General features: G+C 34.4%; 12 protein-coding genes, 1 pseudogene and 1 CRISPR repeat array (1 of these 14 only partly in view). Of the genes and pseudogenes, 9 read left to right on the forward strand and 4 right to left on the reverse strand.

Going from position 1 to position 15,643, the window contains the following annotated elements:
• A CRISPR array of direct repeats spans positions 1 to 540; the repeat unit is 46 nt (it extends 3,535 nt beyond the left edge of the window).
• A 104-nt stretch (positions 541 to 644) separates the two neighbouring features.
• A complete protein-coding gene (locus tag ACFFUE_RS09380; protein ID WP_376834732.1) occupies positions 645 to 896 on the reverse strand; it encodes a transposase family protein in 252 nt (83 codons plus the stop codon).
• Between the two features lie 106 nt (positions 897 to 1,002).
• On the opposite strand from ACFFUE_RS09380, the gene ACFFUE_RS09385 reads away from it, so the two are divergent.
• From ACFFUE_RS09385 to ACFFUE_RS09415, 7 genes are all read left to right on the forward strand, one after another.
• Positions 1,003 to 1,614, forward strand: a complete 612-nt coding sequence (locus ACFFUE_RS09385) for an L-threonylcarbamoyladenylate synthase (RefSeq protein WP_376834820.1) — start codon at positions 1,003 to 1,005, stop codon at positions 1,612 to 1,614.
• Positions 1,615 to 1,803: 189 nt separating this feature from the next.
• Positions 1,804 to 2,562: a peroxide stress protein YaaA gene (gene yaaA / locus ACFFUE_RS09390; RefSeq protein ID WP_376834734.1), complete on the forward strand. Its 759-nt coding sequence runs from the start codon at positions 1,804 to 1,806 to the stop codon at positions 2,560 to 2,562.
• Positions 2,563 to 2,621: 59 nt separating this feature from the next.
• Positions 2,622 to 3,509 carry a peptide chain release factor N(5)-glutamine methyltransferase gene (gene prmC, locus ACFFUE_RS09395; protein WP_376834736.1) on the forward strand — a complete coding sequence of 296 codons (888 nt, stop codon included), beginning with the start codon at positions 2,622 to 2,624 and terminating at the stop codon, positions 3,507 to 3,509.
• 100 nt (positions 3,510 to 3,609) lie between these two features.
• Positions 3,610 to 5,475: a DNA topoisomerase IV subunit B gene (locus tag ACFFUE_RS09400; protein ID WP_376834738.1), complete on the forward strand. Its 1,866-nt coding sequence runs from the start codon at positions 3,610 to 3,612 to the stop codon at positions 5,473 to 5,475.
• A gap of 115 nt (positions 5,476 to 5,590) precedes the next feature.
• On the forward strand, positions 5,591 to 6,061 hold the full coding sequence (locus ACFFUE_RS09405; RefSeq protein ID WP_376834740.1) for a hypothetical protein: 471 nt from the start codon (positions 5,591 to 5,593) through the stop codon (positions 6,059 to 6,061).
• A gap of 18 nt (positions 6,062 to 6,079) precedes the next feature.
• On the forward strand, positions 6,080 to 8,638 hold the full coding sequence (locus ACFFUE_RS09410; protein ID WP_376834742.1) for a DNA gyrase/topoisomerase IV subunit A: 2,559 nt from the start codon (positions 6,080 to 6,082) through the stop codon (positions 8,636 to 8,638).
• A 45-nt stretch (positions 8,639 to 8,683) separates the two neighbouring features.
• Positions 8,684 to 9,337, forward strand: coding sequence for a rhomboid family intramembrane serine protease (locus ACFFUE_RS09415; protein WP_376834744.1), 654 nt, complete (start codon positions 8,684 to 8,686; stop codon positions 9,335 to 9,337).
• 190 nt (positions 9,338 to 9,527) lie between these two features.
• On the opposite strand, the gene ACFFUE_RS09420 is transcribed toward ACFFUE_RS09415, so the two are convergent.
• Positions 9,528 to 11,693, reverse strand: a complete 2,166-nt coding sequence (locus tag ACFFUE_RS09420) for a TonB-dependent receptor domain-containing protein (RefSeq protein WP_376834746.1) — start codon at positions 11,691 to 11,693, stop codon at positions 9,528 to 9,530.
• 331 nt (positions 11,694 to 12,024) lie between these two features.
• On the opposite strand from ACFFUE_RS09420, the pseudogene ACFFUE_RS09425 reads away from it, so the two are divergent.
• Positions 12,025 to 12,207: pseudogene (locus ACFFUE_RS09425) on the forward strand (transposase); the annotation flags it as partial.
• Positions 12,208 to 12,363: 156 nt separating this feature from the next.
• On the forward strand, positions 12,364 to 12,672 hold the full coding sequence (locus tag ACFFUE_RS09430; RefSeq protein WP_376834748.1) for an integrase core domain-containing protein: 309 nt from the start codon (positions 12,364 to 12,366) through the stop codon (positions 12,670 to 12,672).
• A gap of 128 nt (positions 12,673 to 12,800) precedes the next feature.
• Here the strand turns inward: ACFFUE_RS09430 and ACFFUE_RS09435 are convergent, their stop codons facing one another.
• Together ACFFUE_RS09435 and ACFFUE_RS09440 are read right to left on the reverse strand one after the other, a co-directional pair.
• Entirely contained in the window at positions 12,801 to 14,951 is a 2,151-nt protein-coding gene (locus ACFFUE_RS09435) for a TonB-dependent receptor domain-containing protein (RefSeq protein ID WP_376834750.1), read from the reverse strand.
• A 101-nt stretch (positions 14,952 to 15,052) separates the two neighbouring features.
• Positions 15,053 to 15,622, reverse strand: coding sequence for a Crp/Fnr family transcriptional regulator (locus tag ACFFUE_RS09440; RefSeq protein WP_376834752.1), 570 nt, complete (start codon positions 15,620 to 15,622; stop codon positions 15,053 to 15,055).
• Between the last annotated feature and the right edge of the window lie 21 nt (positions 15,623 to 15,643).

The raw sequence follows: 15,643 nt of genomic DNA on the forward strand, positions 1-15,643 counted from the left end.
TTTACAACTTATTCGCCTTGCGGAAACATCAAATCTATGTTGTAACTAATCACAAAGTTACACGAAATGAAAGCAATTTACAACCAATAAGTTTAGGGCTAGTACACTACCACTGTTGTAACTAATCACAAAGTTACACGAAATGAAAGCAATTTACAACGGTATCAAAATTTGGTCCTCCAAGTAATTAGTTGTAACTAATCACAGAGTTACACGAAATGAAAGCAATTTACAACCACATTACAGCAACAGGCACAATTAACAGCGTTGTAACTAATCACAAAGTTACACGAAATGAAAGCAATTTACAACAAGCCACGCTGCTAGCTCATCGGCGGAGTTGTTGTAACTAATCACAAAGTTACACGAAATGAAAGCAATTTACAACCTTTACCAAATTTTCCTATATAAACTTTTTGTTGTAACTAATCACAAAGTTACACGAAATGAAAGCAATTTACAACAGCTTTACCGTATGTAAACTTCTTCTATATGTTGTAACTAATCACAAAGTTACACGAAATGAAAGCAATTTACAACTCAGCATCTTCAACCCCCAAGTACAATTTTTAGATTACAAATTTATAAAATAAACTTTTAGGTTCCTCAAAATTCAATGTTAATCTAGGTTAAACGCACGAAATTTATAAAACATTAGTATCCAGTGAACTAAAAACTCGATTAAAGGTATCGTGCGAGGGCACTCCGTTGGGAAGCTTACAATATTCACGCACAAAATCAGAGTGATTTTCAGCAAATAATACCATATCTTCGTAGTCTTCGCCGTTGCTCAAATAGGTGAAAAGTCCAATGAGAAGTATGTCAGAAAGAAGATGATTGTATTTGTTCACAATACGAAAATCCTCAATGTCAGAAAAATAACTTACTAAATCCATAAAAACAAAAATATTAAATTTCGTGCGTTTGACCTAAAGATATTTATTTCACCGAAAAAAAATAATTCTAAAATCCCTAACTTTGCCTTTCATAAAACCACACTCTATGGCAACTGTCTTTAAAATATATCCTGAAAACCCACAAGAAAACCTTCTAGACAAAGTAGTAGAAACCCTCAGAAATGGAGGTATCATTATCTATCCTTCGGATACGGTCTATGCTTTGGGCTGCGATATCAACAATACCAAGGCGATGGAAAAACTCGCTCAAATCAAAGGGGTAAAATTGGACAAAGCTCAATTTTCCATCATTTGCAATAACCTTAGCCACCTTTCAGATTATACCAAATCTATTGACAATGCTACTTTTCGCCTGCTAAAAAGCCATATCCCTGGTCCTTTTACCTTTATCTTGGAAGCTGGGAAAAATTTACCTTCGGCTTACAAAGGGCATAAAACCATCGGCATTCGTGTGCCAGACCATTCGGTACCGCAGTTGCTTGTAGAAAAGTTGGGCAATCCTATCGCCTCCACATCCATTAAAGATGAAGACGAAGTGCTAGAATACACTACCGACCCCGAACTCATTGCTGAAAAATACGACCACTTGGTGGATATTGTGATTGATAGTGGCTATGGCGATAATGTAGCTTCCACCATCGTAGATCTTACTAGCGGTGAACCAGCAATCATCCGTGAAGGAAAAGGACAGCTTTAAAAGTTTTGAGTGCTTAGTTTTGAGTTTTTTTTAGAAGAAAGAAGAAAGACCAACTCAACAAGTTTTAAGTGCTGAATTTTGAGTGTTGAGTTTTTTTGAAAAAAAAGAAAGAGAAAAAAACTCTTAACCTTATAACTTTCTAACATCTAATTTCTAACATCTAACTTTCCAACCTCTAATTTCCAACCAATGAAAATCATCACTTCTCCAGCGAAACTAATGAACATCAGCAATTCAACCGAATTTCTAAAACCCTCCAAGCCTACCTTCATCCAAGAAGCAGCGTTGATACAATCTTACCTCAAAGAAAAATCGCCAAAGTTCCTTTCGGAATTGATGGAAATTTCGCCCAAATTAGCCGAAGAAAACTGGGAGCGAAACCAAAACTGGAAAGCCAATCCCACAGCGAAAGAATCTGCTCCTGCAATGTTTGCCTTCACAGGCGAAGTTTACAGAGGTTTAGACGCCAATACCCTCAGCAAAGAAGCGGTAGATTATCTTCAGAAAAATTACAGAATGCTCTCTGGGCTCTACGGCTGGCTAAAGCCTTCGGACAAGGTAATGCTATACCGATTGGAAATGGGAAGACACTTTGAATTTGAGCATTATAAAAATCTCTATGAATTTTGGCAAGATAAGGTAACCGCTCAGCTTAATAGCGAACTCAAAAAGAAAGACTTGGTGCTCAATTTGGCAAGCAACGAATATTTCAAAGTGATTGATAAAAAGAAAGTCAATGCACCGATTATCAATTTTGATTTTTACGAACTCAAAAGCGGAAAGCCTAAAACCATTGTGGTCTATACCAAGCACGCCAGAGGACTGGTGGTGAGATTCTGTGCAGAAACCAATGCCCAAACGCTGAATGATGTAAAGGCGTTCAACTACGAAGGATACAGAATAGATGAAGAACGCTCTACCGATAGCAATTTGGTTTTTGTAAGATAAATTTTTAGTTTTAAGTGTTGAGTTTTGGGTTTAATTTGTAAGTGCAGATTTGGGAGAAAATGACTATTTCGGAATTAAAAATAGAATTTAAAAGGGCGTTATCGGCATTGTATTCCGAATCGGAAAGTGCGGAGCTTTTCTATATTTTTGCTCATCATATCATCGGATTGGATAAGTTTCAGTTGAGAAAATTTTCTCATCAAACCGTTTTGCAACAAGATGAAGAAGCTTTAAAACACATCATCTCCGAACTAAAAACAGGCAAACCCTATCAATACATTTTGGGAACAGCCGAGTTTTATGGATGTTCGTTTTTCGTAAACGAACACACCCTCATTCCACGCCCAGAAACCGAAGAATTGCTAGAATTTGCCATTGAGAAAATCCATAATCGCTGGGATAATAAAGAGAAACAATTCAATTCTGCTGAAAACAATTCCAAACTCAATTTCCGAATATTAGACATCGGTACAGGAAGCGGCATTATCCCTATCGTACTGAAAAAACATTTCCCTAATGCTGACATCACCGCCATCGACATTTCCGAACAAGCATTGGAAATCGCCAGAAAAAATGCGGAATACCATCAAACGCCAATTCGGTTTATCCAGCAAGATTATCTCCATAGTACTTTAGAAGAGAATTATGACATTATCATTTCCAATCCTCCTTATATCGGGCAAAATGAAGCCGATGAAATCGCTCCATCAGTAAAGGGATTTGAGCCAGTATCAGCTCTTTTTTCGCCTACTACCGACCCATTGATTTTCTATAGAAAAATAGCCCAAGATGGCGAAAAACACCTCCGTGAAAAAGGGATGATATTCTTAGAAATCAATCAGAAATTGGGAAAAGAAACTTTAGATTTATTTCAAAATTTCCCCGAAAAACAACTTCTGAAAGACCTTTCGAGTAATGATAGAATAATTTATGCAGGGAAAGAATAAATTCATTTTACCATCAATTCATTCTTGAGTTTACACTAATCCTATAACTCAGAATTCCGATATTTTTTGTACTTTTGTGGATTACATCTCTGAAAATTCTATGAGCGAACATAATACTGCACAATACACCGAGGATAATATTAAAACGCTAGAGCCCCGCGAACACGTTAGGCTAAGACCTGGTATGTACATCGGGAAGTTGGGCGATGGCTCTTCCGTAGATGATGGGATTTATATCCTTCTGAAAGAAGTCATTGATAACTCCATAGACGAGTTTAGAATGAAGTTTGGGAAACGCATTGATGTGAAAATCAAAGACGGGAAAGTGGTGGTAAGAGACTACGGACGTGGGATTCCTCTGGGAAAGATAGTAGATGTAGTATCCATTATGAATACGGGTGGAAAGTATGATGATGGGGCTTTTAAAAAATCCATCGGGCTCAATGGAGTGGGTACCAAAGCCGTAAACTTCTTGTCCTCCTATTTTCAGGTGAAATCCATTAGAGATGGCAAAACCAGAAGTGCCGAGTTTCGCGAAGGGAAGTTGGCTGAAGTTTTTGAGGAAACCGAAACCACCGAGCGAAACGGAACGGAAATTACCTTCACTCCAGATGATACCATTTTCGTGAATTACAAATTCCGAAATGAATATGTAGAGCGAATGCTCCGCAATTATACTTACCTCAATTTAGGTCTGAAAATCTACTATAATGGAGAGGTTTTTGAGTCTCAAAACGGATTGAAAGACCTTTTGGAGGATGAAATCAACGGACAGCCAATCATCTATCCTATCATTCACATCAAAGATGAGGATATGGAGATTGCCATTACCCACTCGGATAAATCGCAATCCGAAACCTATTTCTCTTTCGTGAATGGGCAATATACCTCACAAGGAGGAACGCACCTTAATGCCTTCAAGGAGGCTTTTGTGAAAACCGTGAAGGAATTTTATGGTAAAAATTTTGAAGCTACGGATATTAGAAAAGCGATTATTGGAGCGGTGTATATCAATGTGGGAAACCCGGTTTTTGAGTCCCAAACCAAAACCAAACTCGGCTCTACCACAATGGGACAAGACAAAGATGGCAACGAGCTGGAAACCATCAGAACTTTTGTCAATAATTATATGAAAAGCAAACTGGATAATTTTCTACACAAAAATCCAGAGATTGCCGAAGCACTTCATAAGAAAATCCTCGTTTCCGAAAGGGAAAGAAAGGAGCTTTCAGGGATTCAAAAACTGGCAAGAGAACGAGCTAAAAAAGTATCGCTGCATAATAAAAAATTAAGAGATTGTCGCCAGCATTATAACGACCAAAAGGCAGAGCGAAAATCTGAAACTCAGATATTTATCACCGAGGGAGATTCAGCATCAGGGTCTATCACCAAAAGTAGAGATGTGGAAACCCAAGCTGTTTTTTCATTGAAAGGTAAACCACTCAATTGCTATGGATTGACCAAAAAAGTGGTTTATGAAAACGAGGAGTTCAACCTCTTGCAGGCCGCTCTCAACATTGAAGAAAGTTTGGAAGACTTGCGTTACAATCAAGTGATTATCGCCACCGATGCCGATGTGGATGGAATGCACATTCGCCTACTGATGATTACTTTTTTCCTTCAATTCTTCCCTGATGTGATTAAAAACGGGCACTTGTACATCCTTCAGACGCCGTTGTTCAGAGTAAGAAATAAGAAAGAGACTCGCTATTGCTATACCGAAGCGGAAAGACTAAAAGCATTGGAAGAATTAGGGAAAAATCCTGAAATTACCCGCTTTAAAGGGCTTGGTGAAATCTCACCCGATGAGTTTAAACATTTCATAGGGAAAGACATTCGCTTAGAGCCTGTGGTGATAGGGAAAGATACCACCATAGACCAACTTCTGGAGTTTTATATGGGGAAAAACACCCCTGATAGACAAAACTTTATCCTTGAAAATCTGGTGATAGAAGAAGGGGTTTGATGATTCAAAGTTCAAGGTTCAAGATTCAAAGTTTAAGGTTCAAGGTTAGATGATGCAAGTGTGTAGGATTTAGAAAATCATTTACCATCAGTCAATAATTTTAAAAAATATAAAGATGAGATTGAGTAATAAAAGAAAAGTACCATTATACAACTTTGCAATAACACTCCTTTTAATGCTGATGTTATTTGGGGTTTTAGGATACTTTTTTGAAATCTATAGATTAAAAATATTGGGATATGAAGAGTATTTATTGCTGATAATCCCAGCCATTTTATTGATAATATTTTTTCTAAGAGGGCGGCAAATTTTTGAATATGATAGTGATGGCGAAGCTCTCAATTTTAAAAATAGAGGAATATCGCCCATCTTTGGAAAAAGCGTCAGCGATGAATTTCCAAAATACAAACTGCTGAAATATGAGGTGGTTAATGCTATTATTTTCAAAAGATTATACATTACAATTTCTAGCAAGAAAAGCCATAGTATCACTTTGAAATATGATATCTCTTACCTTACGGATAAAGAAATAAAAGATTTAAAATCATCTTTGAATAAGGTAGTGAAGCATAATAAAGAAAATTAAGATAAGTAGAAGCATAAAATGCAAGAAAATCAACCACAAGAAGAAAGCCTAAAAAAAGTTTCGGGATTATACCAAGATTGGTTCTTGGATTATGCCTCTTATGTTATTTTAGACAGAGCCATTCCATCGGTTTATGATGGATTTAAACCCGTTCAACGCCGTATTATGCACTCTATGAGAGAGCTAGAAGACGGCAGATACAATAAAGTAGCCAATATCGTAGGAAATACAATGAAGTATCACCCACACGGTGATGCCTCTATTACCGATGCAATGGTGCAAATTGGGCAAAAAGAACTTCTGATAGATACCCAAGGAAACTGGGGAAATATCTATACGGGAGACTCTGCCGCCGCCGCAAGGTATATTGAAGCAAGGCTTACGCCCTTTGCTCTGGAGGTGGTTTTTAATCCCAAAACAACCGATTGGACGAAATCCTACGATGGTAGAAATAACGAACCCATTGACCTCCCTGTGAAATTTCCGCTCCTTCTAGCTCAAGGGGTGGAAGGGATTGGTGTAGGGCTTTCTACCAAGATTATGCCGCACAATTTCAATGAGTTAATCAACGCTTCTATCGCTTATCTGAAAGGGAAAAAATTTGAACTCTATCCAGATTTTCTTACGGCAGGGATGCTAGATGTATCAGGGTATAATGATGGCAAACGCGGCGGAAAACTCCGTGCCAGAGCTAGAATTGTTCAGAAAGACAAGCATACGCTTTGCATTACTGAGTTGCCTTTTTCTAAAACCACTTCCGACCTGATTGATAGCATTTTAAAGGCTAATGAAAAAGGGAAAATCAAAATCAAAAAAATAGAAGATAATACTTCTGACCAAGTGGAAATCAATATCCACCTAACCAATGATGTATCCCCAGACAAAACCATAGACGCTCTCTATGCTTTCACCGATTGCGAAGTTTCCATTTCGCCTAATGCCTGCGTGATTGTAGGAGATAAGCCAATGTTTCTTTCTGTTTCGGAAATTCTAAAAATGAATACCGACCATACGGTTTCTTTACTCAAAAAAGAATTAGAAATAGAACTGGGAGAGCTAGAAGATAAATGGCATTTTGCTTCTTTGGAAAAAATCTTCATCGAGAATGAAATTTATCAAGAAATCAAAGGGAAAGATAGCAAAGAAGCAGTTTATGAAGCTATTGACAAAGCCTTAAAACCATTTACCAAGCACCTGATGAGAGAGGTGGTAACAGAAGATATTATTCGCCTTACGGAGTTGCCATTTATGAGAATTTCTCGTTATGATAGGGATAAAGCTTTGGAAAATATCGCTGCTTTGGAAGGTAAAATGGAGCAAGTGAAATACCACTTAGAAAACTTAGTAGCCTACGCTATAGATTATTTCCAGAATATCCAGAAAAAATACGGAAAAGGAAAAGAAAGACGCACGGAAATCAGAGTTTTTGATACCATAGACGCTACCAAAGTAGCTGTTGCTAATGAGAAATTTTATGTCAACAGAGCTGAAGGTTTCATCGGAACTTCATTGAAGAAAGATGAATATGTCTTTGATTGCTCGGATATAGACGATATTATCATTTTCCGAAAAGATGGAACAATGATGGTGACTAAAGTAGAGCCGAAAACCTTTGTAGGAAAAGATATTATCTATGTAGGGGTTTGGAAGAAGAATGATGCCCGTACGGTTTATAATATGATTTATCGTGAAGGCAAGATAGGACCTTTCTATATGAAAAGATTTTCGGTAACTTCCATTACCAGAAATACAGAATATCCTTTAGCTTCAGACCAAAAAGGCTCCGAAGTGCTATATTTCTCTGCCAATCCTAATGGCGAGGCGGAGGTGGTAAGTGTTCTCCTAAAACCTAATGCCCGTATCAGAAAAAATAAAATAGAAATAGATTTTTCAGATTTGGCAATAAAAGGCAGAAACTCCCGCGGAAATCTGGTAACCAAATATGCCGTGAAGAAAGTAGATTTGAAAGAAGAAGGCGTTTCCACTTTGGCTCCGAGGAGAATTTGGTTTGATGAAGCCGTGCGGCGTCTCAATGTGGATAATAGAGGAACTTTCTTAGGCAATTTCAAAGGCGATGATAAAATCCTCACCATCAATACCAATGGTGAAGCCAAACTGGTATCCTTTGACCTGAGCAATCGTTTTGATGATGAATATCTGGTGCTAGAAAAATGGAATCCCGAGCAGCCTGTTACTTGTATTTATTATGATGGAGAGAAGGAAATTTACTATATCAAGCGATTCCTTTTCGAGGCTACCAATAATATCCAGACCTTTATGCCATCAGAGCACCCTAAGTCTTTTATAGAAATGGTATTCACGGCAAGTAATGCTACGGCAGAGCTCGTTTTCGTGAAGGAAAAAGGTAAAGAGAAAGAACCAGAACAGATCAATGTAGATGAGTTTATCGCAGTAAAAGGCATTAAAGCTCTTGGAAATCAACTGACAAAGAGTAAATTAAAATCTGTAAACCTCACAATTCCAGAACCAGAGGAAGAACCCGAACCAGAGATAGAAGATACCCAAAGCGATGCTGAAGAATTTCCAGAAGAGGGCGTGCAAGGGGAATTGTTTTAGGTAAAAAGAATAAAATATTTTTTTTAATTTTTTTAATGGAATAATATGACTTTGTTATACATCATCATTATTGCTACGGCATTGGTTTCTTATAAAGGGTTTAATGACCGCCTATTTTTTGAGAAATACAAATTCAATGTTAGCGATGTGATTTATAGAAAAGAATACCACAGATTGCTCACGGCAGGTTTTCTCCACGCCGACTGGATGCATCTTATTTTCAATATGATGACGCTGTATTTCTTTTCTCCCATTGTGCTAGAAGCATTTGGAACCATTGGCTTACTGCTCATTTATTTCGGTTCTATTTTGCTAGGTAATTGGTTTTCGGTTTATATCTACAAAAAACAAAGTTGGTATTCTGCCATTGGTGCGAGTGGTGGCGTTTCGGGGATATTGTTTGCTGCTATTGCGGTATATCCTCATTTGGAACTGTTTTTATTTTTCATTCCGATTCCTATTAAGGGGTATATTTTCGGGGCGTTGTATTTTGGTTATTCGGTCTATATGATGCTGAATCCCAAACAATGGGACAATCTGGGGCACGCAGCCCATTTAGGCGGAGCATTTTTTGGGTTAGCCTATGCCATTGTACTCTTACCTGAAGTGGCAATGGGAAATCTTCAATACTTGGGCATAATGTCCTTACCGCTATTATACCTCTGCTATGAACTTTTTGTAAAAAAGAAGATAGACTAAATACTAAATTTATAATCCATTCATAACTAACGATTGTATTTTCGTTACTTTCTATATAGTCAATCAAGGTTAAATTATAATATGCTGATATTCAATATGCGTAATTGTCAAATGTCTTCAAAATAGAATTTCGTGCGTTTAGCCTATTCCTCGTTGGTATTGCTTGCAAGCTGTTTTTTTTCGTACTCCCCTACAATCTTCCTTTTTCCTCTTCATTACTTTGTTTTCGTTTCTCAGTTTTCAATTGTTTTCCAAAATTCCAAGAAAGAGACAATCTTACCTTTTGGGTATCAGCATAATCATAATTCTTTTGTTTGATTCCATTTACAATCTGGGTGAAGGTAACTTTGTTGGTTCTGAAAATATCTATTGCATTGAGAGTAATATTTAGTTTCTTATTTGGAGATATGTATTTAACCCCAGCATCTATATAATACCAGCTATTTGTGGTATAGCTTCCAGCTATTGCGGGGGATTGGTAGGTAAAGTTCAGTTCTGCTCTTATGGTTTTATTGATGACAAAACTATTATTGGAACTAAAAAATAAAGTCCATTTTTCTATTTTAGGCAATGTGTTTTCTAAATCAGAAGTTGTTTTGGAGTAAAAAAGTGTAGCAGAATTATTACTTTCTAACCAATTCCATTTATTAAATGTGTAATTATGAGAAGTTCCGATATTCAGCTGTCTATAAAAGTTATAAGGAATAACTCTTTGTATAGGATTATTGTTTGATACAAAAGTAATCTGGTCAATACCATTGGTCATATAGTTTGCATACACTGATGTAAAATAATTTTTATGTGTAAATGAAATTTCTGCATTATCTATGTAAAAAGGTTGTAAAAAAGGATTTCCTTCACTATAATTATACCTCGATGAATAGAACCTGAAAGGGTTTAAATTGCTATACGAAGGTCTATCAATTCTTCTGCTATAATTCATTCCAAAAGTGCTATTTTCCGTAGCTTTATAGGTTAGGTAAAAAGTAGGAAATAGTTTTGTGTAATTATTTTTATTGGTTTGATTGAGTGTTGCAGAATATCCTTTTGTTTGTGTGTTTTCTATTCTCAAACCTGTTTGTAAATCCCATTTTTCAGAAAGTTTTTTATTTCCCGAAACATACAACGCCTGTGTATTTTCTTTATAATTGAAAATATTGCTTTTTGATGGGTCAAGCACAGGATTTGTATGAGTGGTATCAAAATAAGAAACTTTACTATCATTATTGATAAAAGATATTTTTCCACCAAAGGAAAGATTAATCCATTTTAAGGGCATTTCATAATCAAGTTTTGCGGTATATACATCTATATTTTGATTGCTCAAATTATTTGCAGAAATGTAGCTATTAGGTATTGGAATATAATTTGGTAAATACGTATTTGTATTAAAATTAGAATTTAAATCAGATTGAAATTTAAAATAGTCTATATCAATAGAATACTGCTTACCAAGAGTGTCTATTTTGGTTACGCTATGAAAGTTTAGAGAATGTGTTTTTCTTTCCATTTCTAAACGAGATGGAGTGATAATTAAGGAGTCTAAATTAGAAGATTTATTATTTGTAATATATGAAATGTTTTTGCCTCTCACGATTGGTTTATTGATAACACCAGAATACTGAATACCCATACTTGTTTTAGTACTTACTTGATAGTCTAATGCAATCCTTCCATTTAAACTATTTATAAATTGTCTTTTATTATTGGTTTCAAACCATGTGTAATTTGGATAATATATTGTATATTCTTGATAGGGAGCAATACTACCATTATTGTAGTTAAGATTAGAAGTGATAGTTAATTTGTCTTTTTGATAATTTAATCCACCACCTATACTTCCTAACGGATGCGTAGCTTGAGTATATGAAGTTATTAGACTGCCACTTATGTTATTTTTCTTAGCTTTTTTTAATTTAATATTTACAATCCCGCTATTTCCTTGTGCATCATATTTTGCAGGTGGATTTGTAATTACTTCAATACTTTTAATATCATCTGTCTTAATTGTTTTTAGAAAACTGATTAAATCATTACCTGAAAGTTGTATTAATCTATCATCAATCATTACAGATATTCCATTCTTACCAATTATAGAAATCTGGTCGTTCTGAACCTTTAAACTTGGAGTAACTCTTAAAACATCTAAAGCATCTCCGCCTGTTGCAGAAACGGAGTTTTCTACATTAAAAACTAATCGGTCTGTTTTCCGTTCTACTAGTTTTTTATTGGCTTTTAATTCTATAGTTTGGATTTGTTTCTCAACTATAGGGTTAATGCTATCCTTTTCTAAGGATTGAGCATTGTATATAGATGATAATAGAAATAAGAATAATATGAATTTCTTTAATCTCAAAATAAAGGATATTTATGAGACAAAAATGGTGATTTTAAAATTTAAAAATTGTGATTTGAATCACATTTTATTTAATTATATAATTTTGAAATATTATAAGTAAATCTTCCCTCTTACATAGGATTCTCGTGAAATTCCTAGAAAAGAAGCTAAAATACTATCATCAACTCTTTTTATTAAAAAAGGAAAATTGAATTTTAAAAAGTGCATCTTTTCCTGTACGCTTTTACAAGCGTATAAGGAATGTTATAATGCTCCCCAAAAATCAGACCACGGGTTAAGTAAAAAAAAGTACTAATTTTAACTCGTAGAAAAATAAAAAACAAGAAGAAAATTTAACCCCGCCTTCAAGGCACAGGTTGCTATTGAAGCCCTGAAAGAGAGAGAAACACTATCAGAATTAGCTGCTCGTTTCGATGTTCACCCTCAGCAAATCCAGAATTGGGAGAAAGAGTTTTTAAGCCAAGCAGACCAAGTTTTCTCATCAGAAAGGAGAAAAGAACAATGCTGGTAAAGAGGAAAAACTCTATCAAAAAATCGGTCAATCGCAGATAGAGATTGATTTCTTAAAAAAAACTTAGGGATGCTAGAGGAATGAAAGAACGGGAAAAAATGATAGATAAAGAGCATCGATTGAGGCTTCATAAACAGTGTAAATTATTGTGTATTAATGATCAATCTAATCAAGGGGAGCCAATATACCTCTAGCCATTGGATAGATTTTATGGAAAATCACGATATAAAAGTCAGTATGGATGGCAAAGGCAGGGCTACAGACAATATCTATATCGAACGGTTTTTCAGGACGATAAAGTATGATTATATCTATCTCAATCCTGTGGAATCAGGCTTGGAACTGTACGAAGGGATTAGAGATTTTATTGCAGGATACAACAACCGAAAACATCAAGGCATTAACTACCAAAAACCAAAAGATTTAATTCAATTTGAATCCAATTATCAACTTAAATCCGCTTAACTGTGGTCTAAATTTGGGGGATAGTATATAATTGCAACTTTGAAAACTTTTTAGAATTCATAAAAATTAAATTTTAAAATTATCTCTACTCTTTTAAGGATTTTCGAGTTACTCCTATTATCTTTATTTTAATTTGCTCGATTTTGTTCTTCAAAGTTGATACGTTTTGTTGCTCCTTTTACTTTGCTATTTCCAAAATTATAAGTAAGGCTGAATGTAAATCTACGATAATCATTATACTGATTAAAATCTTCCCGATAAACATTATAATTAGTATATCCGTGATTACGAATAGTTTTGAAAGTATCATTAAGTACGGCACTTATTTGGAGTTGCTTATCAAACAATGATGCTTTTATACCTGGCGAGAACTCCAGTTGTTGCTTCAAATAGGTACTTCCGTAGTTGAATGGTAAAGAATGCCAAAAGTTGAGCATTACAAAAAATGTCTTAGACTCGTTAAGTGCAATAGTATTATAGAATGAATAGAGTAACGAATTTACGGACATTCCTTGAAGTTCAGGAACTAAAGGTTTCGTAGTTCCTCTCGAAGCGTTTACATTCGCATAGAGTTCCCAAATTTTGAAAAATGTATCATAATAAGAAGTACTAATTCCTAATTTATTTTGATTAAAACTATTTTCCATTATACTGCTATAAACCCCATCATCAGAGAACCTAACAATATAGCCATAACCATTTTGAGTATATTGATTATATACAGAAAAAGTTAGTTTATTCTTAAAGGTATAGCTAAACTCTATATTATCATTAAATGATGGTTGTAATGTGCTATTTCCACTGGTATAATAATATGGATTTGTATGCCACCTAAAAGGATTTATTGATTGAAAATCAGGGCGAGTAATTCTCTTGGAATAATTGAGTGAGAATGTATGATTTTCGTTAGGAGTGTAGCTTAAATATGCTGTTGGAAATAACTTTCCATACTTATTATTTACTACATTATTACCTTGGGCATTTTTTCCTAATAATGTTGCATATTCATATCTCAATCCTAATTTAGAAGACCATTTGTTGTTAATTTTTTTGTCAAAACTTGCATATAGAGCATAGTTCTGCTCTTGATAATCAAAAATATTACTTCTTGCAGGATTGATAATATAATCACTTAAACTATATGAATAATCATAGTATCCTACATTGGAATTATTTTTGAACAAGGTATATTTTGCTCCTGTTTCTATTGTTCCCCAACTGTAAGGAAGATATAAATCTGCTTGACCAGAATATACATTATATTTTAGGAAACTCGTATTTTTTACAATATTATCATTTAGGGTAAAACTATTTTCTGTAATAAAATCATTTGTTTTTCGAGGTTGGCTATTTAATAAATTTCCTACAATATTGAGTTTTTTCCCAAGTGAGTCCAGTTTTAAGTCATAATATACAGAAAGTGTATGGGTAGGTGTTTTCCACAAATGATTGGCATTAGTAGATAACAAAGAATCTAATGTATTATTTCTATAATAATGACTCTTGTTTTCGGATTGTATTTGATATTTAGAATGAGAATAATCGTATATGAAACCAATAATTGATTTTTTATTAATTTCATAGTCCGCACTATAATTAATGCCTACTCCTAAGGTTCTATCAATTCTTTTCTCATTAGAAAAAACTTCTGTCAATCCACCCAAAAGACTTCTATTACCAATGGGAGTATATCCATTGTCATAGTGTCTAAGTTTTAGAGTAGAGTTAAAGTTATTATTTTTATAATTTAGGCTTATTCCATTTCTAAAACCATTTCTTGTATTCCTTTGGTAAGAAGTATTTAGGCTTCCACTCCATCCTTGTTTTCTGTTTTTTTTCAAGATGATGTTTATCAGTCCACTATTTCCCTGTGCTTCATATTTTGAAGGCGGAGTAGTGATAACCTCTATTTTAGCAATGTCATCAGAACGCAAAGATTGCAGATAGTTAGTAAGTTCTCCTCCTGAAAGGTTGAGCATTCTTCCATCTATCATCACATTTACACTGCTCTTTCCAACAATAGAAATCCCTTGTCTATCATCTACCCTTACCAGAGGCGTATTAGTTAGTGCCTCTATTCCACTCATACCTTGCCCAGCAGTAGAGTTTTCAATATTAAAAACTAATCTGTCTACTTTCTGTTCTACTAACTTTTTCTTTACCAAAATATTAATAGCTTGTATTTCCTTTTCTTGTATTTTGGAAATACTATCTGTCTTTCTTTCTTGAGCAAAAAAGAATATGGGTGAGAGTGTAAAAACTAATTTATATAAAGACATTGTTTTCATAAAAAAAAATTATACCACAAATATTATGTTTTTTTGATTAAAAAGATGTGATTCAAATCACACTTTTTATTTAATCATATAATTTTGAAATATTACAAATAAATCTTTCCTCTTACATAGGATTCTCGTGAAATTCCTAAAAAAGAAGCTAAAATAGTGTCATTAGTTCTTTTTATGAGATGTGGGAAATTATCTTTCAAAAAAAGCATCTTTTCTTCTATACTCTTACAAGCATATAAGGAATATTTTCTTATGTAAAGTTCATTATATTCACTAAGAATATTTAAATATATGTTATTTAGATTGGGACAAGTGCTTAATAATTGATAGAAAAAATCTTTTTCAATATAAAGAATTTCAGAGTTTTCAAGAGCCTCAATAGTTTCATCAGATGAATTAAAATGCTTAAAAACATTAATATTAGTAAGAAATCTATTTTCCCAAGCAATGATGCGAGTGCAGACACAACCTTTTTTGTCCTCTACAAAAGCTCGTAAAAGTCCTGAGTTTACAAAAATAATATTGTTAGAATGGTTGCTTTTGAAAATTTCATTCTTTTTAAGAGAAGCAAATTGAAAATGCTTCCTGATAAGATGTTCTTCTTTATTAGAGATATTTCCGTATTCTTTTAAGGTGCAAATTAAGTTATGATGAGAGGGCATATTTTAATGTCATTTTTACTT

It is taken from the genome of Bergeyella porcorum, assembly GCF_042427575.1.
Lineage (GTDB): Bacteria > Bacteroidota > Bacteroidia > Flavobacteriales > Weeksellaceae > Bergeyella > Bergeyella porcorum.

Bases quoted from the DNA above. Each gene is read 5' to 3' on its own strand.
- ACFFUE_RS09400 (WP_376834738.1), top strand. From the start codon at position 3,610: ATGAGCGAACATAATACTGCACAATACACCGAGGATAATATTAAAACG.
- yaaA (WP_376834734.1), top strand. From the start codon at position 1,804: ATGAAAATCATCACTTCTCCAGCGAAACTAATGAACATCAGCAATTCA.
- ACFFUE_RS09385 (WP_376834820.1), top strand. From the start codon at position 1,003: ATGGCAACTGTCTTTAAAATATATCCTGAAAACCCACAAGAAAACCTT.
- ACFFUE_RS09405 (WP_376834740.1), top strand. From the start codon at position 5,591: ATGAGATTGAGTAATAAAAGAAAAGTACCATTATACAACTTTGCAATA.
- ACFFUE_RS09435 (WP_376834750.1), bottom strand. From the start codon at position 14,951: ATGTCTTTATATAAATTAGTTTTTACACTCTCACCCATATTCTTTTTT.
- ACFFUE_RS09380 (WP_376834732.1), bottom strand. From the start codon at position 896: ATGGATTTAGTAAGTTATTTTTCTGACATTGAGGATTTTCGTATTGTG.
- ACFFUE_RS09430 (WP_376834748.1), top strand. From the start codon at position 12,364: ATGATCAATCTAATCAAGGGGAGCCAATATACCTCTAGCCATTGGATA.
- ACFFUE_RS09410 (WP_376834742.1), top strand. From the start codon at position 6,080: ATGCAAGAAAATCAACCACAAGAAGAAAGCCTAAAAAAAGTTTCGGGA.
- ACFFUE_RS09440 (WP_376834752.1), bottom strand. From the start codon at position 15,622: ATGCCCTCTCATCATAACTTAATTTGCACCTTAAAAGAATACGGAAAT.
- ACFFUE_RS09415 (WP_376834744.1), top strand. From the start codon at position 8,684: ATGACTTTGTTATACATCATCATTATTGCTACGGCATTGGTTTCTTAT.
- prmC (WP_376834736.1), top strand. From the start codon at position 2,622: ATGACTATTTCGGAATTAAAAATAGAATTTAAAAGGGCGTTATCGGCA.